Raw genomic sequence first — 20,059 nt, forward strand, 5'->3', positions numbered from 1 at the left:
TGACACGTATCAAGGGCGTGACACTGGCAGCATGAAGCGCATTCGCCTGGCGCCACAGGGCTCGCCTCCCCTACCTGAGTCCTGGCGTCTGGGGTAGACTTGACCCCATCGCAGACAGCGGCGGCCCATCCCGATGTGACCGCCCACCTCTTCACGCCCTGCCTGTCCCTGGTGACGGGTAGCGGCCAATGCCAAGGTAGTGACGGACCCGATGGATTCACAGGATACTTCTCAACAGTACGCTCCCGATCAGATCGAACAGGCTGCCCAGCAGTACTGGGAGAAAAATCAGTGTTTCAAGGCGGTGGAAGATGCCAACCGCGAGAAGTTCTACTGCCTGTCGATGTTCCCCTACCCCAGCGGCAAGCTGCACATGGGTCACGTGCGCAACTACACCATCGGTGACGTGATCTCGCGCTTCCAGCGCATGCAGGGCAAGAACGTCATGCAGCCGATGGGCTGGGACGCCTTCGGCCTGCCGGCGGAAAACGCCGCGATGAAGAACAACGTCGCGCCGGGCAAGTGGACCCACGAGAACATCGCCTACATGCGCGATCAGCTCAAGGCGCTGGGCTTCGCCTACGACTGGAGCCGTGAGTTCGCCACCTGCGACCTGGAATACTATCGCTGGGAGCAGTGGTTCTTCGCCAAGCTGGTCGAGAAGGGTGTCGTCTACAAGAAGAGTTCCATCGTCAACTGGGACCCGGCGGACCAGACCGTGCTCGCCAATGAGCAGGTCATCGACGGCCGTGGCTGGCGTTCCGGCGCGCTGATCGAGCGCAAGGAAATCCCGCAGTGGTTCCTGCGCATCACCGATTACGCCGAAGAGCTGCTGGCCGACCTCGACAAGGTCGAGTGGCCGGAGCAGGTCAAGACCATGCAGCGCAACTGGATCGGCAAGTCGCGCGGTGTCGAGCTGAGCTTCGGCCTCGATGCCAAGGCCAGCCAGGTGCAGGAATCCCTGACCGTCTTCACCACCCGTCCGGACACCCTGATGGGCGTGACCTACGTCGGCGTCGCCGCCGCTCACCCGCTGGCCAAGGCCGCGGCGGAGCACAATGCCGAGCTTGCCGAGTTCAACGCCGAGTGCGCGCGTGGCGGCACCAGCGAAGCCGACATGGCGACCATGGAAAAACGCGGCATGGATACCGGCTTCAAGGCCATCCACCCGCTGACCGGCCGTGAAGTGCCGGTCTTCGTCGCCAACTTCGTGCTGATGGAATACGGCACCGGTGCCGTGATGGCCGTGCCGGCCCACGACGAGCGTGACCACGAATTCGCCACCAAGTACGACCTGCCGATCGAAGCCGTGATCGCCGATGCCGACGGCAATGCGCCTGACGTCAGCGAAGCCGCCTTCACCGAGCACGGCGTGCTGATCAACTCCGGCGACTTCGATGGCCTCGACTTCGAGAGCGCCTTCGATGCCATCGCCGCGCGCCTGGTCGAGCAAGGCCGTGGTGAGGTCAAGACCAACTTCCGTCTGCGCGACTGGGGCGTCTCCCGTCAGCGCTACTGGGGCGCGCCGATTCCGGTCAAGAATGGCCCGAACGGTGAATCCATCCCGCTGACCGACGACGAACTGCCGGTCGCTCTGCCGCTGGAAGTCGAATTCGACGCCTCTGGTGGCTCGCCGATCAAGAAGATGCCGTCCTTCAGTGACCTGGGCGATGGCTGGCAGCGCGAGACCGATACCTTCGACACCTTCATGGAGTCCTCCTGGTACTACGCGCGCTTCTGCTGTGCGGACAACGCCGATGCCATGCTGGACGAGCGCGCCAACTACTGGCTGCCGGTCGATTACTACATCGGCGGCATCGAGCACGCCATCCTGCACCTGCTCTACTCGCGCTTCTTCCACAAGCTGATGCGTGACTTCGGCCTGGTCGACAGCGACGAGCCGTTCAAGCAGCTGCTGACCCAGGGCATGGTGATCGCGGACACCTACTACCGCATCAACGCCAAGGGCGGCCGTGACTGGTTCAACCCGCTGGATGTGGACGTCGAGACCGATGACAAGGGCCGCGCCATCAAGGCCGTGCTGAAGTCCGATGGTCTGCCGGTGGAAATCGGTGGCACCGAGAAGATGTCCAAGTCCAAGAACAACGGCGTGGACCCGCAGTCAATGATCGATCGCTTCGGTGCCGACACCGTGCGCCTGTTCATGATGTTCGCCGCGCCGCCGGAGCAGTCGCTGGAATGGTCCGATTCCGGTGTCGAGGGCGCACACCGCTTCGTCAAGCGCGTCTGGCGTCTAGTCCACGAGCATGTCGCCGCCGGCACTCCGGGCGCGCTGGACGTGACTGCCCTGAACGAAGATCAGAAGGCACTGCGTCGCAAGACACACGAGACCATCGCCAAGTGCAGCGACGACATCGGCCGCCGCACCACCTTCAACACCGCCATCGCGGCCGTGATGGAGCTGGTCAACGCCATCAGCCGCTTCGAGGACACCTCCGAGCAGGGCCTGGCCGTCAGCCGTGAAGCCGTCGAGGCCTGCGTGCTGCTGCTGTCGCCGATCATCCCGCATGCCAGCCACTCGCTGTGGGCGACACTGGGCCACGACGAAGCCGTGATCGACGCCAGCTGGCCGGCCGCCGATGCCGAAGCGATGAAGAAGGACAGCATCGAACTGGTCGTGCAGGTCAACGGCAAGCTGCGTGCGCGTCTGTCCTTCGCCGCCGATGCCGATCGCGATGCCATCGAAGCCGCGGCGCTGGCAGATGCCAATGTCACCAAGCACACCGATGGCAAGACGGTGCGCAAGGTGATCGTGGTGCCGGGCAAGCTGGTCAATATCGTCGCCAACTGATAGCGACCCGACCAGGCAGAGCAAGATACCGGCGGCCCGAGTCGCCGGTCCCGTCAGAGGCCGACAGGCAGCTGGAAGGATGTCGGTCTCTGACGGCCATATTCCGTGCGCTGCGTGATGCTGACAGGCACCACGCAGCGCTCTCGCAAGATATTCATGACACCCGTTCATGACAGGAGGTCACGGTGACGCAAGCGAAGTCTTCCAGTGTTTCAGCAGACACATCAGAGCGTGCATCCCGCAGCCTCGGCCGCCGTCGTGTGCTGGCCGCCCTCGGCGTCGGCCTGGCGCTGACGCTGAGCGGCTGCGGCTTCCAGCTGCGCGGCGTGAACGATGCGCCGATGGCCATCACCGAGCTGGACGTCCAGGCACCGATCACCAAGACCCACGACGCCCTGCGCGACGCTCTCGAGCGTGCCGACGTCCAGTTGAGCGACAGCGCCCCGCTGACCCTCAACCTGGGCAAGGTTCGTGAGAACGTGCAGCAGATCACCTACGGCGATGCCGGCAGCATCAAGCGTGAGCTGACCTATCGCCTGACCTACTCGCTGCAGCGCAAGTCCGATGGGGCCTACCTGGCCAACCAGCAGGAGCTGCAGGCCAGCAGCCTCTACTACACCAACGATGACGACCTGCTCAACACCGATGACCTGCGCGAGCGCGCAGCCAGGGAAGTCAATCGTGACCTGAGCCGTCAGTTGCTGGAGCGCCTGCGCGCGATCAAGCCCTGAGCTCCACGCTCCCGCACTGAGGCGCCCCGCTCCTAAGTCATGAGTCATGAGTCGTGATCCATGAGTGCTGAAAGGCCAGACGATTGACGACAAGCCGATTGACGACAGGCGAAGCCGGGAGAAGTGGAAGGAAGCAGGCAGCAGTTGGTAGAGATTGGAAGTCGCAACGTTCGCCAGGCACGGCTCCACGATATCGGGCAACCGATCATCATGGGGCCGTGCCTGTTCAGGGCCACCATCACGCCGGGGCTAGCACCCTGCTCGTGACTGGCCGCCCGAGCCTTAGGCGTACTTGCCCACCAGACCCGCGCAGTATCGAAGGACATTCATGAAGGTCTATCCCGACAAGCTCGACGAGCAGCTCAACAAGCGCCTGTCTCCCGTCTATATCGTGGCCGGTGATGAGCCACTGATTCACCAGGAAAGCTGCGACGCCATCCGACGTGCGGCACGCGCTGCCGGTGTCGAGGAGCGCGAGGTACTGCATGTCGAGAACGGCTTTCAGTGGGGCCGTTTGACCGAGTCTGCCGCCAGCATGTCTCTGTTCGCCTCGCGCAAGCTGATCGAGCTGCGCATGGGCACCCAGAGTGCCGGCCAGGAAGGCAGCAAGGTCCTCAAGGCCTACGCCGAGCGCATCGAGAAGGATGGCGACATCCTGCTGATCACCGCAGCGCGTCTCGATCGCAAGGTGCAGCAGACGGCGTGGTTCAAGGCATTGGAGAAGGTCGGCGTCTTCATCGCGGTGTGGCCGGTGGACCATTCCCGCCTCGGCTTCTGGATTCGCGATCGCGCCCGTCGTCACGGCCTCGAGCTGAATCAGGACGCCGCTCGCCTGCTGGCCGAGCGCATCGAGGGCAACCTGCTGGCCGCGGATCAGGAGCTGCAGAAGCTGGCGCTGCTGCACCCGCCGGGCGCACGCCTGGATGGCAATGCCATCGTCCAGGGCGTCGAGGACAATGCCCGCTATGATGTCTTCACGCTGGCCGATGCGTGTCTGAAGGGGGAAGTCGAGCGCAGTGGCCGCATCGTGCTCGGGCTGCGGGGAGAAGGCGTCGAGCCGCCGGTGATCCTGTGGGCGCTGACCCGCGAGCTGCGCACCCTGCTCTCGCTGCGCCAGCACCTCGATCAAGGCCAGAGCTTCGAGCATGCCTGCAAGGCGCAGAAGCCGATGATCTTCGACAAGCGTCGCCCCTTCTATCAACAGGCGCTCAACCGCCTGCCCCACAAGCGCCTGCACAAGCTGCTGCTGTTCTCGCAGCGACTCGACATGGCGATCAAGGGCGGGATGACGCTGCCCATCTGGGACGGGATGGTCGATCTCGCCCTGACGCTCGCCGGCGGACGCGGCCCACTGGCCGAACTGCCTCACGCCTACAAGGTGGTGTGATTCAGACACCCGGGAGAACACATGCAGACCTCCTCCAGCACGCTTGGCGAAGCCGTCGACGTCGAGACCCTGCGGCTGTGGCTCGCCGAGGGCAATACCCTGACAGTGGAAGTGCAGACGCTGGATCAGGGGCTTCATGTGGTTCGCCTGCATCACGCCGCAGGCATCAGTCGCCTGGTCGATGACAACGGCCAGTCTCTGCGTTTCACCGGCACCCAGTGGATCAGCCGCCTGCTGTTGCCGCTGGGGCTGACCCACGGCGTGTAGACCTGGGCGGAAGTACAGGATGAGATGATCGGCCTGCCCACGACGCCGATCGACAATGCCAACCTGCTGGCCCATGGCACGCGCGTGGCCTTCCAGACGCGCTAGACGCTGCGCGCCTTCTCTCGTGTCTTTCTCTTCGGCTCCCCTCTTGTCTTTCTTCGCCAATCATCAAGACGCCCCCACCAGCAGGCTGATGGGGGCGTCTTGTCATTCGGCTTATGCGGCTTTTGCGGCTTATACAAGTGATGCCGCGTCACTCAATTGCGCCCTGCGAGCGTGACAACTCTTCGCTCAGTGCGCCGCATCCGCCTTGGACTTCACGAACGCCTTGTAGCCGTACAGTTTGCGCGGATTGTCGCGGAAGATCTTCTCGCGCATCTCGCGCTCCGGCAACCAGCGCTGCATCAGCTCGGCCAGGGTGTCCTCTTCCGGCATCTCGACGCCGATATAGGGATGCGGCCAGTCACTGCCCCACACCACGCGCTCCGAATTGGCCGCCACCAGCGCCCGCACCAGCGCCGTGACATCGGAGTAAGGCAAGCGACCACGCGTGGTCAGTCGGTAAGGCGCCGACAGCTTGACCCAGGTGCGCCCCTGCTTGAGCAGTCGACACAGCGCGGCAAAGCCGGGACATTCAGGGCCACGCGTGGCCGCCAGATGGCCCATGTGGTCGATCACCACCGGCACCGGCAAGCTGCCGAGGCGCGCTTCCATGTCACGGAAGGTCGAGACGTCGATCAGACATTCCAGGTGCCACTTGAAGCGTGCCAGGCGATCCGCCAGCAGCACCACATCCCGCCAGCGCAACCCGCCGGCGAAGATCAGGTTGAGGCGAACGCCACAGACACCCAGCTCGGAGAGCCGCTCTAGCTCGGCATCACTGATGTCGGGGGTGACAACCGCCACGCCACGGTAATCCAGCCCACGCTCACGACAGCTGTGCAGGCTGTCGCACAGCAGGCGATTGTCATAGCCATAGACACTGGGCTGTATCAGCACGCCATGGCTGGCGCCCAGTGCATGATGCATCTCGAGTGCTTCATTGAGCCCCACGGGGGCCGGGTCATAGGTTCTGTCCGCCGCCAATGGGTAACGCACCGGGTCACCAAACAGGTGAAGGTGACAATCTATACTGCCCGCCGGCAACCGGAAGGTCAGGGGGTGTGGCAAGGGTCTGGGCGGCGTGGCGCGCGGCAGATCCTGCTCGACATGATTCCAGTCCATCGATGCGACTCCCTCGCGTAACCTCAATCATCAAGCCCGGGGCGACGTGACGCTCGATCGCCCATTGCCACGATACTGCGCCGCCCTCCGCGTTTCCAGACAAAAGCCTGCCAACGAAAAAGCGGCATGTCCGAAGACATGCCGCTTGAGGTATCAGGCGGGGCCTGATCGCTTATCGAAGACGCTGACCGAAGGCGCTGACGTTCAGTCGAGTCGCTCGAACACGGTCGCGACGCCCTGGCCCATGCCGATGCACATGGTCGCCAGGCCCAGGCGCGTGTTCTGCTGCTTCATGACGTTGAGCAGCGTGGTGCAGATACGCGAACCGGAGCAACCCAGCGGGTGGCCCAGCGCGATGGCGCCGCCGTTGAGGTTGACCGCCGTATCGACACGCTCCAGCAGGCCAAGGTCCTTGAGTACCGGAATCGACTGCGCCGCGAAGGCCTCATTCAGTTCGACGGTCTGGATGTCCTCGATGGTCAGACCTGCCGCCTTGAGCGCCTGCTTGGAGGCCGGCACCGGCCCGTAGCCCATGATGGAGGCGTCACAGCCTGCCACGCCAGTGGACAACACACGAGCGATGGGCTTGAGGCCCAGCGCTTCGGCGCGCTCGGCACTCATCACCGCCATGCCCGAGGCGCCCACTGACAGCGCGGAGGAAGTACCCGCCGTCACGCTGCCGCCCTTGGGATCGAACACCGGCTTGAGGCTGCCCATGGACTCCATGCTGGCATCGCCACGGATGACCTCATCGCGGGTCACCATCACGCGACGCCCCTCGGCATCATGGCCCTCGACGCCGATGATCTCGTCATCGAAGCGACCTTCATCGGCGGCGGCCTGGGCACGCTGGTGAGAGCGCACGCCGAACTCATCCTGCTGCTCACGACTCACGCCATGCATCTTGCCGAGCAGTTCCGCGGTCAGGCCCATCATCATTGCCGCCTTGGCCGCATGCTTGCTGGCCGCCGGGTTGACGTCGACCCCGTGTGCCATCGGCACGTGCTCCATGTGCTCGACACCGCCGATGATATAGAAGTCACCCATGCCGGCCTTGATGTTGGCGGTGGCGATATGCAGGGCACTCATCGAGGAACCACACAGGCGGTTGACCGTCTGCGCCGGTACGGTGCGCGGAATGCCGGTCATGATGGCGGCATTCCGCGCGATGTTCATGGACTGCTCCAGGGTCTGGTTGACGCAGCCCCAGATGATGTCGTCGACCTCGGCCGGCACCAGGCCGGGATTGCGATCGAACAGCGCCTGCATCACCGCGGCGGACAGATTCTCGGCGCGCACGTGTCGGAAGGCGCCATTCTTGGCCTTGGCCATGGCGGTACGCACGCCATCGACGATTACCACATCTCTCGGATTCAGATTCATTGTCTGGCTCCCTCATGGCCCTCGCTGTCGCGAGGGCCGAAAATTCTGGTCGGATAGTGCTGGCGGCCACTCGGGCGCTCAGCCATCAAAGGCTCAGGAGTAGAAGGCGTCGCCACGCTTGGCGCGCTCGCGCAGCGCCTCGGTCGGGCGATACAGCGGCCCCAGCTCATCGGCCAGGCTGTCGGCCAGTGCGACGAACTCGGCCACGCCCATGGCATCGACATAGCGCAGCGCGCCACCACGGAACGGCGGGAAGCCGATGCCGTAGATCAAGGCCATGTCAGCCTCGGCCGGGCTGCCGACGATGTCGTCTTCCAGGCAGCGGATGGTTTCCATGCACAGCGGCACCATCATGCGCGCGATGATGTCTTCATCGGAGAACTCGCGCGTCTCGCTGACAACCTGGGCCACCAGTGCCTGAGCCTCATCATCCGCCAGCTTCTTCGGCTTGCCCTTGCGGTCTTCCTCGTAGCGGTAGAAGCCCAGATCGTTCTTCTGGCCGAGGCGCTGGTTGTCGTACATCACCTGGATGGCGGTCTTGCCGTCTCGCGCCATGCGGTCCGGGAAGCCTTCCGCCATCACGGCATTGGCGTGCACCGCGGTATCCATGCCGACCACATCCAGCAGGTAGGCCGGGCCCATCGGCCAGCCGAACTTCTCCATCACCTTGTCGACGCGCTGATAGTCGGCGCCCTTCTCGACCAGCAGGCTGAAGCCACCGAAGTAGGGGAACAGCACGCGGTTGACCAGAAAGCCCGGGCAGTCGTTGACGACAATCGGCGTCTTGCCCATCTGGCGGGCATAGGCGACGGTCGCGGCGATGGCCGCATCGCTGGATTTCTCGCCACGGATGACCTCGACCAGCGGCATGCGGTGCACCGGGTTGAAGAAGTGCATGCCGCAGAAGTTCTCGGGACGCTTGAGCGATTCGGCCAGCCGTGTGATGGAGATGGTCGAGGTGTTGGAGGTCAGGATGGCGTCCTCGGCGACGTTGTCCTCGAGCTCGGCCAGCACCGAGGCCTTGACCTTGGGATTCTCGACCACCGCCTCGACGACCAGGTCCACATTGCCGAAGTCACCGTAGGACAGCGTCGGGCGAATGTTGGACAGGCCCTGCGCCATCTTCTCGGTGGTCAGCTTGCCGCGCTCGACGCCCTTGCCGAACAGCTTGCGTGCTTCCTTGAGGCCCAGTTCGATGGCTTCGCCGTTGATGTCCTTCATCAGGATCGGCGTGCCCTTGCTGGCGCTCTGATAGGCGATGCCGCCGCCCATGATGCCGGCCCCCAGCACGGCGGCCTGCTTGATCTCGCTGGCCTGCTTCTCGTAGCCCTTGGCCTTCTTCTTGACTACCTGATCGTTCATGAACAGGCCGACCAGATTGAAGGCCACGTCGGTCAGCGCCATCCTGGCGAAGGTCTTGGCCTCGATGGCCTGGGCACGCTCACGCGATTCCCCCGCGCCCTTCTGGATGACCTTGATGGCCTCCACCGGCGCCGGATAGTGCGGACCGGCCTTGCCGGCCACGAAGCCCTTGGCGGTCTCGAAGGCCATCATCTGCTCGATGGCATTGAGCTTGAGTGGCGAGGTCTTCTCGAGACGACGCGCCTGATAGTCCAGCTCACCGGCGTTGGCACGCGCCAGAATGTCGAGTGCCGCCGCATCCAGCTCGTCCACCGGCAGGACGGCATCGACGGCGCCCACTGCCAGCGCCTTGTCGGCACGGTTCTCGGTGCCACCACAGATCCACTCGATGGCGTTGTCTGCCCCGATCAGACGCGGCAGTCGTACACAGCCCGCCCAACCGGGGATGATGCCGAGCTTGGTTTCCGGCAGGCCGATCTTGGCGCTGTCGGCCATGACCCGGAAATCGGTGGTCAGGGTGATCTCGCAGCCGCCGCCCAGCGCCAGCCCATTGATGGCAGTGACGGTGGGGAACGGCAGGTCCTCGATGGCGTTGAAGATGCCATGGATGTTCATGTTCGGCCTCGACCGCCTCTCCCAGCTCCTTGAGTACGTAGCTGGCCAGCTTGTTGACCGATTCGCCTTCAAGATCGAGGGTCAACAGGGCGATGGCGTCCTGATTGGCCTCGACGGTTAGCGTTTTGCCTGAATAGATCATCCACGGATCTCCACAAGAGAAAGAGGTGAAGGGGCTGCCGGGCGCTCGAGGGTCACTGCCATTTGGGCGTTGGCCATGAGGGCGCTGGCAACCGGCCTCGCCGGACTCGCCGCTGGCTGAGGCGCCGCGCGAGAGTCATCTCTCATCACAGCGCTTCATACAAGCGTTTGAATACAGCCAGCTTGGGCCAGTGACGGGCAAAGATCAAGCCTGCGGACATTAGCGAAAGGTCGGGGGTCACGGGCCATCTGTATACTGGCCCGGGCTGACTGGCGCACGCCATCGACAGCCGATGTAGGCAAAGATCGACGCTACACCGCACAAGGCAGCCGCGTTACCCTGAACGCTTTCCCAATCCGCATGCTGGCCGCGACACCTCCTCACGCGCCAGCAGGCTTTCAAAGGCCTCATCGATATCATGCTTTCATGAGCAGCACTCTCACCGCCCTGTATCTGCGCCTGACCGGCCTTGTCGAACGCACCAAGCGCTGGCACTGGCTATGGCCGCCCATCGGCTTCGCCGCCGGCATCTGCAGTTTCTTCCTCGTCAATCGTCAGCAATGGCTGGGCGGCATGCTGGCGCTGGGCATGATGCTGGCCTGGTTGATCCTGATCGCCGAAGGCCTGTGGAGCCGTCTGCGCCGCCATCGCGGCCAGAATGCCCTGCCCCGCAAGCTGGCGACCTTCGTGGCCCAGCTGATCCAGCAGGAGACACTGTGTTTCACGCTGCCGTTCTTCCTGGCGACCACCGACTGGGCCAGCGGCCAGGCGGGCTTCACGCTGCTGCTGTGCGGCGCGACCCTGCTGTCGATTCTCGATCCCTTCTACTACCGGCTGGCCGAGCGCCATCGCTGGCTGTACTTCGGCTTCCACGCCCTGTGCGTGTTCGTGGTGGTACTGGTCACCCTGCCTCTGCTGCTGGAACTGACCACGGGTGAGAGCCTGCTGGCCGCCTGTGCCGCCATGAGCCTGTTCGCGCTGCCCAGCGTCGCCAACCTGCGCATCGCGCGTGGGGTGGTCGGCGGGCTGGCGATGATCGGCATCAGCGTGATGCTCGGGGTAGGCGCATGGGGGGCACGCGCCTGGATTCCGCCCGCCACGCTGTGGATCAATGCCAGCAGCCTGTCGCCGGACTTCGATACCGCGGCGCGCGCACCGCGTGGCGAGATGCAGCTGACGCCTGCGCAACTCTCCGCCCGAGGCCTCTACGCCTTCACGGCCATCCGCGCCCCGCGCGGCCTGTCGGAGAAGGTCTATCACGTCTGGCGGCATGACGGCGAAGTCGTCGATCGCATCGCCCTGAACATCAACGGCGGGCGCAGCGAAGGCTACCGCGCCTGGACGCACAAGACGGCCTTCCCGCAGGGCAGCGAGGGCGAGTGGCGCATCGATGTCGAGACGATGAACGGACAGCGCATCGGCAGTCTGCGCTTCGTGGTCAGCGATGATCCGCAGCAGGCGACCCTGGCCGACAGCACCATCAGCCAGCCACCCGGCATCCCCGGCTGGCGTATCACCAACCTGATTCCGGGTTTGTGACAGTCGCCATCATGAGTCACTTTGCAAGCGGGAACGCTGAGTTACTCGACCTTGGACGTAAAATTCGTTCGCAGGCTTGTAATTATCCAGACTGCCTAGCATGCTGATGTGAAGGGCGGCGCGCACAAGGAATCAGTCTCATTCAGGTTTGAGTGATACTGGACGCGCGCCAATGACAAAAGCCCCTTCACATTTGCACTCAGCGGACGACCTATCCATGCATGAAGATATCGGACTCAAGCTTTCCCGCCTGCCGCGCCTGTGGCGCGCCATTCTGGACCAGCGACTGTCCCCACTAGGGCTGACCCAGACTCGCTGGATGACGCTGGTACACCTGTGGCGCATGGGCGATGGTCAGCCCCAATGTGATCTGGCTCGCTCCATCGGTATCGAAGCCCCGTCGCTGGTTCGCACCCTGGACCAACTGACCGAACAGGGCCTGGTCGAGCGCCGTGCCTGTGAGGAAGACCGCCGCACCAAGCGCATCTTCCTGACCCGCAAGGCGCTGCCACTGATCGAGAAGATCGATGCCATCGCCGAGCAGACTCGCATCGAGATGCTCGAGGGCCTGAGCGAGGCGCAGGTCGATCAATTCTGTGAATGCCTGCGCGTCATGGAGCGCAATGGCCTGGAAATCTCCGAGAAGGTGCCGGAGAGCGCCTGAGACTACACGCCGACCGGAAATGGCCGGCCGCGCCTGCAGGACATGAGCGCAAGCGGAACATGAAAAAGCCCCCATCGAGTGACTCGATGGGGGCTTTTTTCTGCGGGCAGGAAGGCTGCGCGTGTCAGGCGTCCGGCATCTTCGGCTCGGTGCCCACCAGCGGACGACGCTTGTGCGAGATAGGCGCCTTGTCGATCAACAGCGCATGCAAGGCCTCGAATTCGCGCCGCCAGTCGTGGCAGCTCTCCACATCCAGACTCTCGCCCCACCACAGCGTCAGGCCGGAGAGCGACGACTCCAGCATCAGGGCATCCTCCGGCAGCGTGCGCGTGAAGCGCAGCAAGGCCGCGGCGACGTCCGGATCATCCGCCAGGCGACTCTCCTCGCGCCAGCGATAGCCCGGCACCGCCTCACGCAGGGCATCACTGGCCCATTCATCCTGCACCAGAATGAAGGGCGTGACATCGCGCTCGGTCGGCCAGGGGCGGCGGTAACCGACGATGCCCTTGGGCGCGTCAGAAAGCGCCGGCGCCTTGAGATCCACCCGCATGCCATCGGCGATCACCGCCTTGCGGACCAGTGAAGTGCGCGTCTCGCGTTTGCTGGGGCGTAGCCAGGTCAGCGGCGACAGCATCGCCAGCACGACAAAAATGATGATCAGCGCAGTCGTCATCGTCTATCCAACGGTTGTCTATTCAAGGGTTTCATCAAGCAGGACATGGCGTGAAAGCGCAATATAGGCTAAGCAGCCCCGCAGTGTTGCGTATCACGCACTGCCATTACGTTGATGTAAGTCATTGTGTTCAAGGGGGCGGCAAGCCTAGCATGGAAGCAGGTGCACGACGCCACTCGAATGGCCAACCTCTGCGGGAGGACCTCAGGATGAGCAACGAATACAAGCATGTACTGGTCGCTGTCGACCTGACCAAGGATTCCCATCTGGTGCTGGAGCGGGCACTGCCGATCGCCAAGCGCAACGGCGCCAAGATTTCCATCATCCATACGCTGGAACCGCTGGGTTTTGCCTATGGTGGTGATATCCCGATGGACCTGACCAGCATCCAGGACCAGCTGGATTCCCACGCCCGTGAACGGCTTGGCGAGATCGCCTCCCCTCATGATATCGCCGCCGAAGACCAGTACGTGGTGGTCGGCATGCCGGACAGCGAGATTCATCGCTTCGCGGCCGAACACGACGTGGACCTGATCGTGGTCGGCTCGCATGGTCGACATGGCTTTGCGCTGCTGCTGGGCTCCACCTCCACGGGCGTTCTGCACGGTGCCCAGTGTGACGTACTGGCGGTGCGCGTCGGCGCGGATGACAGCGAGGAATGATGGCGGCCGGCTAGACGACACCTCATGCCAGACGACACCTCACGTCGATGACCTATGAGGGACGACAAGAGGGCTGCCCATGGGCAGCCCTCTTGTGTGTTCAGCTGACGGGCTTTCTGCACGGCACGGTCATCAAGCATCGTCACTTATGACCGTCACTTGCGGCTTCAGCCTTCCTGCATGGCCTCAAGTTCCATCCAGCGTTCCATCGTCTCTTCCAGCACCTGCTGCTTGTGGCTGAGCTTCTCCAGCGTGTTCTTCACCGCCTTGGCATCCCCGGTGTAGAACTCCGGTGCCGCGATCTCGGCTTCCAGCGTCGCGATCTCCGCTTCCAGCTTCTCGATGGTCGCCGGAATCAGGTCCAGCTCGCGCTGGAACTTGTAGGGCAGCTTGACCTTCTTGTTGGCCTGCTGCGCCTGGGCGGCCTCACGCTTGCGGCGCTCGTCTTCTGCCTGGGCATCACGACGGTGCTTTTCCTCACGCTCACGCTCGACTTCCCACGGCGCCGGCGGCAGATGCCCGCCCTGACGTATCCAGTCGCTGTAACCCCCAACATACGGCTTGACGACCCCGTCGCCCTCGAAGGCGAGGATGTTGGTGACCACGTTGTCCATGAAGGCACGGTCGTGGGAAACCAGCAGCACGGTGCCGTCGAAGTCGAGCAACAGCTCCTCGAGCAGCTCCAGCGTCTCGACATCCAGGTCGTTGGTCGGCTCATCGAGCACCAGCACGTTGGCCGGCATGGTGAACAGACGCGCCAGCAGCAGGCGGTTGGACTCGCCCCCTGACAGCGAACGTACCGGCTGACGCGCGCGGTCCGGCGTGAACAGGAAGTTCTGCAGGTAGCTCATCACGTGCATGTCACGCCCGCCGACCGTGACACGGTCGCTGCCGCGCGCCACGTTGTCGTAGACGGTGGCTTCCATGTCGAGGCCCTTGCGCAGCTGATCGAAGTAGGCGATCTGCAGCTTGGTGCCTTCGATGCGCTTGCCTTCGCTGGCTTCCAGCTGACCGAGCAGGATGTGCAGCAGCGTGGTCTTGCCCGCGCCGTTGCGCCCGAGCAGGCCGACCTTGTCGCCGCGCTGGATCTCGACGCTCAAGTCACGGATGACCCACTGCTCCTGCGCCTCGTCGTAGCGATAGCTGACGTTCTCCAGCTCCACGACCCGCTTGCCGCTGCGCTCGGCGGAGTCGACGGCGATACGCGCACGGCCCTGCACTTCACGCCGCTGGCCACGCTCGGCACGCATCTTCTCCAGTTCACGCACACGGCCTTCATTGCGGGTACGACGCGCCTTGACCCCCTGGCGGATCCAGGTCTCTTCCTGGGCCAGTTTCTTGTCGAACTCGGAGTTCTCCTTGGCCTCGACATCCATCTCGTGCTGCTTCTGGGCCTGGTAGGCCGCGTAATCGCCCGGGTAACGCCCGAGACGGCCACGGTCCAGCTCCAGAATCTGGGTCGCGAGGCGCTTCAGGAAGGCCCTGTCGTGGGTGATGAACAGCACGGCGCCGGAGAAGGCCGCGACCTGCTCTTCCAGCCAGGCGATGGTATCGAGATCCAGATGGTTGGTCGGCTCATCGAGCAGCAGCAGATCCGGGTCGGACACCAGCGCACGCGCCAGTGCGACACGACGACGCCAGCCGCCGGACAGGTCTTCCATCATGGTGTCTTCCGGCAGGCCCAGGCGGGTCAGCACGGTATCGATGCGCTGCTGAAACTGCCAGCCATCGACGCTTTCCAGCGCGACCTGCACGTGCTCGAGACGCTTGAGGTCCGGCTCGGGGTCGCTGATCAGATGATGATATTCCGCCAGCAACGCGCCCGCCTTCGGCAGCCCTTCAGCGACGATATCGAAGATGGTGCGTCCTTCGGCGGCCGGCAGGTCCTGCGAGAGCACGCCGATCTTGAGGCCCGGCGCCTTCCACAGCTCACCGGCATCGGCCTGGAATTCGCCGGTGATCAGCTTGAGCAGGGTCGACTTGCCGGTGCCGTTGCGGCCGACGAGCGCCAGACGCTCGCCGCGCTCGACGACAAGGTCCGCCCCGTTGAGCAAGACGTGATGGCCATAGGCCAGCTGAAGATTTTCCAGTCGTAACAATGCCATGTGCAGCAGCAACTCGTGACGGGTCCACGGCCGGGAAGGCCACGGAGGAAGTGGGAGTCAGGCGGACAGGCCGCCGCCAGCGACGCGCGCCGGAGAATGCTGCCATTCTACCCGAGGCGCAGCGTGCAGGCGATGGAAGACGCCGCAAGGGCTGAAAGACGCCGGCGCCTTGGGTAGAATGGCCGACCGCTTGAAATCACGTCACGTGCCCTGCACTGACAAGGCCCGCCTGTCATGCAGCGCTATCGAGTGCCAGGCCGACGGGCTGTTGCCCGGCCTTGCGCTGTCACGTGTCTTCTCCCTCCCCGCGATCCCAAGGGTGTCCGATGTCCGCGCTTCCCCCGCATGCCGATCCTGCCTCCCTGCCCTACTATGATAGCGAGCGGCTGTCCGACGAGACGCTTGCCGCCTTGTGTGACGACCTTGAACTCGGCGAGGCCGATATCGCGGCCGCGCTGACGCTGCTGGCACCGGAGCTGCGTTTCGCCAGCCCCTCTGCGCTGGTCGACATCGGCGTCAACCTGACGCATGAGAGCTACGCGCGCGACATCGAGGGCACCTTGCTGCGAGCACGCGCGGCGGGCATCAGCCAGCAGATCCTGACCGGCACCAGCCTGGATGGCTCGCGTGAGGCCCAGGCGCTGGCGGCACGCTATCGTGGCCTTTCTGCCACCGCCGGTGTGCATCCGCATGATGCCAGCCAGTGGAACGACGGCGTCGAACGCGGCATCCGGGAGCTACTGGCGCAGCCGGAGGTCGTCGCGGTGGGGGAATGTGGCCTCGATTTCAATCGCAACTTCTCGACGCCCGCCGAACAGGCCCGAGCGTTCGAAGCGCAGCTGATACTGGCCGCCGAGATAGGCCTGCCGCTGTTTCTGCATGAACGTGACGCCGGTCGCCAGATGCTCGAGATGCTCAAGCACTGGCGCGACGATATCAGTCACGCCGTCGTGCATTGCTTCACCGGTGAGCGCGAGACGCTCTACGGCTATCTCGATCTCGACCTGCACATCGGCCTGACCGGCTGGCTGTGTGATGAGCGCCGAGGCGAACACCTGCGCAGCCTGTGCCGCGAGATTCCCCTCGAACGCCTGATGCTGGAAACCGATTGCCCCTATCTGGTACCGCGCAATCTGCCCGCCAAGCTCAAGGGGCGCCGTCATGAACCCTCACTGCTGGTGTGGATCATGGCGGAGGTCGCGGCGCTGCGTGGTATCGACATGGAAGAACTCGCACAGGCCACCACCGCCACTGCCACACGCTTCTTCCGCCTGTAATCGGCATCAACGACTTTCCCTGTACGCTTCCCTGCTCTGGACATCACCATGCACGAATATGAACCCGAAACAGGGGACTTCCCCGCCTTCATCGCCGTCGAGACCGGCGAGGACTCCAGTCTGCCGCTGGCCATCGCCTGGGCGCTGCCCGATGGCCAGATGAAGCATGTACTGATCCAGCCGGATGACGAATGGCTGGATGGCGAGATGCTGGAGCTGGGCGACTACAGCCTGGACGACCTGCGCAGCTTCGGCGTCAGCCCCCTCGATGTGCTCAAGGAGCTGGAGCAGGACTACTACCAGACCACGCTCTATACCACCGGCGTCATGGATGACGAGCAGGCACTGGCCCGCCTGTTCGACGCCTACAACATGGACCCCTTCATCGAGTTCGCGCCGGCGGAAGGCCTCTACCCTGAGCTTGCCCCGGGTGACTGGGCGCGCGAGCGCAACAACATGCTGTTCGAACAGGGCCTGCAGCCGTTCCGCCCGGACAACGAGGTGCTGGTGATGCTGGCCATCCATACCCGCCTGCGCGGTGATGGCGTGCGTGGCGAGCAGGACATCCAGGGCACTGGCCCGGATTACGAGATCGACTGGGAAGAAGACGTCTGATCAGACGCTCCTGCTCCCGACACGCAAACGCCCCGACAACCGCAAGGTTGTCGGGGCGTTTGTGTTCAAGCCTTGGCCTCTACGGCGCGGCTCAGCCGTTGGAGCGGCCACCACCGTTGCCACCGCTGGAGCGGTTGCGACCACCACGTGAGCGGCGACGCGGACGCTCATCATTGCTCGGCGCATTCGGCGCACGGTTGCCGTTCACCTCCGGCTGCGGCGCGACGCGATTGCCATCGACTTCACGCTGCACCGGTGCACGGTTGCCGCGGTTGTCATCATCGACACGCGCGGTCTGCTGAGGCTGACCACCAGTGCGCTGGCCGCCCGAGCGCGCGCCGCCAGAACGCTGACCTTCAGAGCGCTGCCCGCCAGAACGCTGGCCGCCATTGCCACGACCTTCACCAGCAGGCTTGCCGCCAGTGCGCTGGCCGCCATTGCCACGGCCTTCAGCGGCAGGCTTGCCGCCAGTACGCTGACCTTCAGAACGCGCGCCGCCCGAACGCTGGCCGCCAGAGCGCTGGCCGCCATTGCCACGGCCTTCAGCGGCAGGCTTGCCGCCAGTACGCTGGCCGCCAGAGCGCTGACCACCACGCGGCTGACGCGGCTCACGTTCCGGCTCGACATCGACTTCCGGCACGAAACCTTCCACTTCGACGCGCTTGAGCTTGCCCTTGAGCAGACGCTCGATGCCGCCGAGTTCCTTGCGCTCATCGCTGGAGACCAGCGAGATGGCACGCCCGCTGGCGCCGGCACGGCCGGTACGCCCGATACGGTGCACGTAGTCTTCCGGCACGTTGGGCAGTTCGTAGTTCACGACCTGCGGCAACTGCTCGATATCCAGGCCACGCGCCGCGATGTCCGTCGCGACCAGCACGCGCACTTCGCCGTTCTTGAAGCCGGCCAGTGCCTTGGTACGTGCATTCTGGCTCTTGTTGCCGTGAATCGCCGCGGCACTGATGCCGGACTTCTCGAGCTTGGTCGCCAGACGGTTGGCACCGTGCTTGGTACGGGTGAAGACCAGCACCTGGTGCCAGTTTTCCTTGATGATCAGGTGCTTGAGCAGCGAAGGCTTGTGGCTCTTCTCCACGGTGTGGATATGCTGCTCGACCTTCTCGGCCGTGGTGTTGCGCGGGCTGGCTTCCACCGCCACCGGGTCATTCAGCAGCTTGTTGGCCATGCCGCGAATCTCATCGGAGAAGGTCGCGGAGAACAGCAGCGTCTGACGCTTGGTCGGCAGCAGCTTGAGCAGACGACGGATGTCGTGGATGAAGCCCATGTCCAGCATGCGGTCCGCTTCATCCAGCACCAGCGTCTCGAGATCGGAGAAGTCGATGGCCTTCTGGGAGTGCAGGTCCAGCAGGCGGCCCGGCGTGGCGGTCAGTATCTCGACGCCAGAGGACAGGCGGCTGATCTGCGGGTTGATCTTCACGCCACCGAATACCACGGCGTTGCGAAGCTTCAGGTGACGGGAATAGGCAGTGACGTTCTCGTCGATCTGCGCGGCCAGTTCACGCGTAGGCGTGACGATCAGGGCCTTGATCTTGCGGGCACCCGCGGGAGCGCTCTGCGAGAGGCGCTCGACCAGCGGCAGGGCGAAACCGGCAGTCTTGCCGGTACCGGTGCGCGCGGCAGCCATCACATCACGGCCTTCCAGCACGGCAGGAATCGCACCTGCCTGGACGGGAGACGGCGTGGAATAGCCCATCTCGGCGATCGCTTTCAGGACAGGAGCGGACAGCCCCAGGGAGGCAAACGCCGGGACGGAATTGGCAGTAGTCTCAGTCATCAATATCTCTTCGGCTGACCGGCCACGTGCTGGTCGATCATTAAGGAATGGCGCCTGGCCGGGCACGTGCCGGGAGAGGGAGCGAGGCGTATCAGGCGCAGAGAAGAAAGAGTCGGTCAGAGGGACCTCATCCGGCTGCTGCCAGTCGCTCGCGTCAGGCGATGGCCCAGTCTACCATCTTCCGCCGTCGCCTGCAGAAACGCGCATCCGATGGGCTCAATGCCAGTGCAGCGGATAGCGGCGATGACGTGCCAGATTGTTGATCAACACCGCCAGCACCAGCATCGCCAAGCAGCCAAGCCCCACCGGCAACAGGGCGTACCAGTAGCCCAGCTCATGCAGCGGCTGACCGCCGATCACCGCGATCAAGGCCGTGGCGCCGCCCGGCGGGTGCAGGGTGTGCGTCAACTGCATGACCAGCAGTGCCACCGAGACCGCCATGGCCGCCGCCAGCCAGCCATCGCCCAGCCAGTGATAGCAGGCGACACCGACCAGAGCCGACAGCATGTTGCCGCCCAGCACATTGCGCGGCTGGGCCAGCGGACTGTGCGGCGCGCCGTAGAGCAGCACCGAGGTCGCGCCGAAGGACCCCACCAGCAACAGCGAGCTGACCGCCAGATAGTGCGAGGACAGCCAGCCGATCAGCGCCATGCCCAGAAAGGCCCCGAGCCATGACCACAAGGCATCGGCAACATGCGGCCTGCCCCGCTTCAGGGGTCCACCACGCATCTTGGCTACGTAAGGCTTGAGCATCGTGCGAACCATCTCCGGCGTTGTCCTGTCAGTGTCGAGCGCTGCACCCTAGGCGATCT

Annotated in this window: 15 protein-coding genes and 1 pseudogene; 9 read left to right on the forward strand and 7 right to left on the reverse strand. The window is 64.2% G+C overall.

What is annotated here, in order from left to right; genetic code table 11:
* The first annotated feature begins 211 nt into the window (after nt 1-211).
* From leuS to AOG28_RS02200, 4 genes are all read left to right on the forward strand, one after another.
* Nucleotides 212-2,812, forward strand: coding sequence for a leucine--tRNA ligase (leuS, locus tag AOG28_RS02185; RefSeq protein ID WP_054555148.1), 2,601 nt, complete (start codon nt 212-214; stop codon nt 2,810-2,812).
* A 185-nt stretch (nt 2,813-2,997) separates the two neighbouring features.
* On the forward strand, nt 2,998-3,543 hold the full coding sequence (locus AOG28_RS02190; RefSeq protein ID WP_054555149.1) for an LPS-assembly lipoprotein LptE: 546 nt from the start codon (nt 2,998-3,000) through the stop codon (nt 3,541-3,543).
* A 328-nt stretch (nt 3,544-3,871) separates the two neighbouring features.
* The gene (gene holA, locus AOG28_RS02195; RefSeq protein ID WP_043335288.1) at nt 3,872-4,930 is read left to right on the forward strand and encodes a DNA polymerase III subunit delta; all 1,059 of its coding nucleotides are present in this window, start codon (nt 3,872-3,874) and stop codon (nt 4,928-4,930) included.
* A gap of 21 nt (nt 4,931-4,951) precedes the next feature.
* Nucleotides 4,952-5,197: a hypothetical protein gene (locus AOG28_RS02200; RefSeq protein WP_054555150.1), complete on the forward strand. Its 246-nt coding sequence runs from the start codon at nt 4,952-4,954 to the stop codon at nt 5,195-5,197.
* Between the two features lie 291 nt (nt 5,198-5,488).
* Here the strand turns inward: AOG28_RS02200 and AOG28_RS02205 are convergent, their stop codons facing one another.
* The 3 genes and pseudogenes from AOG28_RS02205 to fadB form a co-directional block, all read right to left on the reverse strand.
* Nucleotides 5,489-6,421, reverse strand: a complete 933-nt coding sequence (locus tag AOG28_RS02205) for an amidohydrolase family protein (RefSeq protein WP_082388147.1) — start codon at nt 6,419-6,421, stop codon at nt 5,489-5,491.
* A 204-nt stretch (nt 6,422-6,625) separates the two neighbouring features.
* Entirely contained in the window at nt 6,626-7,804 is a 1,179-nt protein-coding gene (gene fadA, locus AOG28_RS02210) for an acetyl-CoA C-acyltransferase FadA (protein ID WP_054555151.1), read from the reverse strand.
* Between the two features lie 93 nt (nt 7,805-7,897).
* Nucleotides 7,898-9,923 (reverse strand): annotated as a pseudogene (fadB, locus tag AOG28_RS02215) (fatty acid oxidation complex subunit alpha FadB).
* Between the two features lie 426 nt (nt 9,924-10,349).
* On the opposite strand from fadB, the gene AOG28_RS02220 reads away from it, so the two are divergent.
* Together AOG28_RS02220 and slyA are read left to right on the forward strand one after the other, a co-directional pair.
* Nucleotides 10,350-11,462 carry a DUF5924 family protein gene (locus AOG28_RS02220; protein WP_043335301.1) on the forward strand — a complete coding sequence of 371 codons (1,113 nt, stop codon included), beginning with the start codon at nt 10,350-10,352 and terminating at the stop codon, nt 11,460-11,462.
* Nucleotides 11,463-11,679: 217 nt separating this feature from the next.
* On the forward strand, nt 11,680-12,126 hold the full coding sequence (gene slyA / locus AOG28_RS02225; RefSeq protein ID WP_043335305.1) for a transcriptional regulator SlyA: 447 nt from the start codon (nt 11,680-11,682) through the stop codon (nt 12,124-12,126).
* A 124-nt stretch (nt 12,127-12,250) separates the two neighbouring features.
* Here slyA and AOG28_RS02230 read toward each other — a convergent pair whose 3' ends face one another.
* Complete coding sequence (locus AOG28_RS02230) at nt 12,251-12,799, reverse strand: hypothetical protein (RefSeq protein WP_054555152.1); 549 nt, start codon at nt 12,797-12,799, stop codon at nt 12,251-12,253.
* Nucleotides 12,800-13,008: 209 nt separating this feature from the next.
* On the opposite strand from AOG28_RS02230, the gene AOG28_RS02235 reads away from it, so the two are divergent.
* Nucleotides 13,009-13,461: a universal stress protein gene (locus AOG28_RS02235; RefSeq protein WP_043335309.1), complete on the forward strand. Its 453-nt coding sequence runs from the start codon at nt 13,009-13,011 to the stop codon at nt 13,459-13,461.
* Between the two features lie 167 nt (nt 13,462-13,628).
* On the opposite strand, the gene AOG28_RS02240 is transcribed toward AOG28_RS02235, so the two are convergent.
* Nucleotides 13,629-15,566, reverse strand: coding sequence for an ATP-binding cassette domain-containing protein (locus AOG28_RS02240; protein WP_043335312.1), 1,938 nt, complete (start codon nt 15,564-15,566; stop codon nt 13,629-13,631).
* Nucleotides 15,567-15,892: 326 nt separating this feature from the next.
* Between AOG28_RS02240 and AOG28_RS02245 the strand changes: the two genes are divergently transcribed.
* On the forward strand, nt 15,893-16,843 hold the full coding sequence (locus AOG28_RS02245; RefSeq protein ID WP_082388148.1) for a TatD family hydrolase: 951 nt from the start codon (nt 15,893-15,895) through the stop codon (nt 16,841-16,843).
* Between the two features lie 48 nt (nt 16,844-16,891).
* The gene (locus AOG28_RS02250; RefSeq protein ID WP_225347560.1) at nt 16,892-17,458 is read left to right on the forward strand and encodes a hypothetical protein; all 567 of its coding nucleotides are present in this window, start codon (nt 16,892-16,894) and stop codon (nt 17,456-17,458) included.
* Between the two features lie 91 nt (nt 17,459-17,549).
* Here AOG28_RS02250 and AOG28_RS02255 read toward each other — a convergent pair whose 3' ends face one another.
* Both AOG28_RS02255 and AOG28_RS02260 read right to left on the reverse strand, forming a co-directional pair.
* Entirely contained in the window at nt 17,550-19,247 is a 1,698-nt protein-coding gene (locus AOG28_RS02255; protein WP_082388149.1) for a DEAD/DEAH box helicase, read from the reverse strand.
* Nucleotides 19,248-19,463: 216 nt separating this feature from the next.
* Nucleotides 19,464-20,000, reverse strand: a complete 537-nt coding sequence (locus AOG28_RS02260) for an HPP family protein (RefSeq protein ID WP_043335366.1) — start codon at nt 19,998-20,000, stop codon at nt 19,464-19,466.
* Nucleotides 20,001-20,059 lie beyond the last annotated feature (59 nt).

Source organism: Cobetia sp. UCD-24C (genome assembly GCF_001306765.1).
GTDB classification, from domain to species: domain Bacteria; phylum Pseudomonadota; class Gammaproteobacteria; order Pseudomonadales; family Halomonadaceae; genus Cobetia; species Cobetia amphilecti.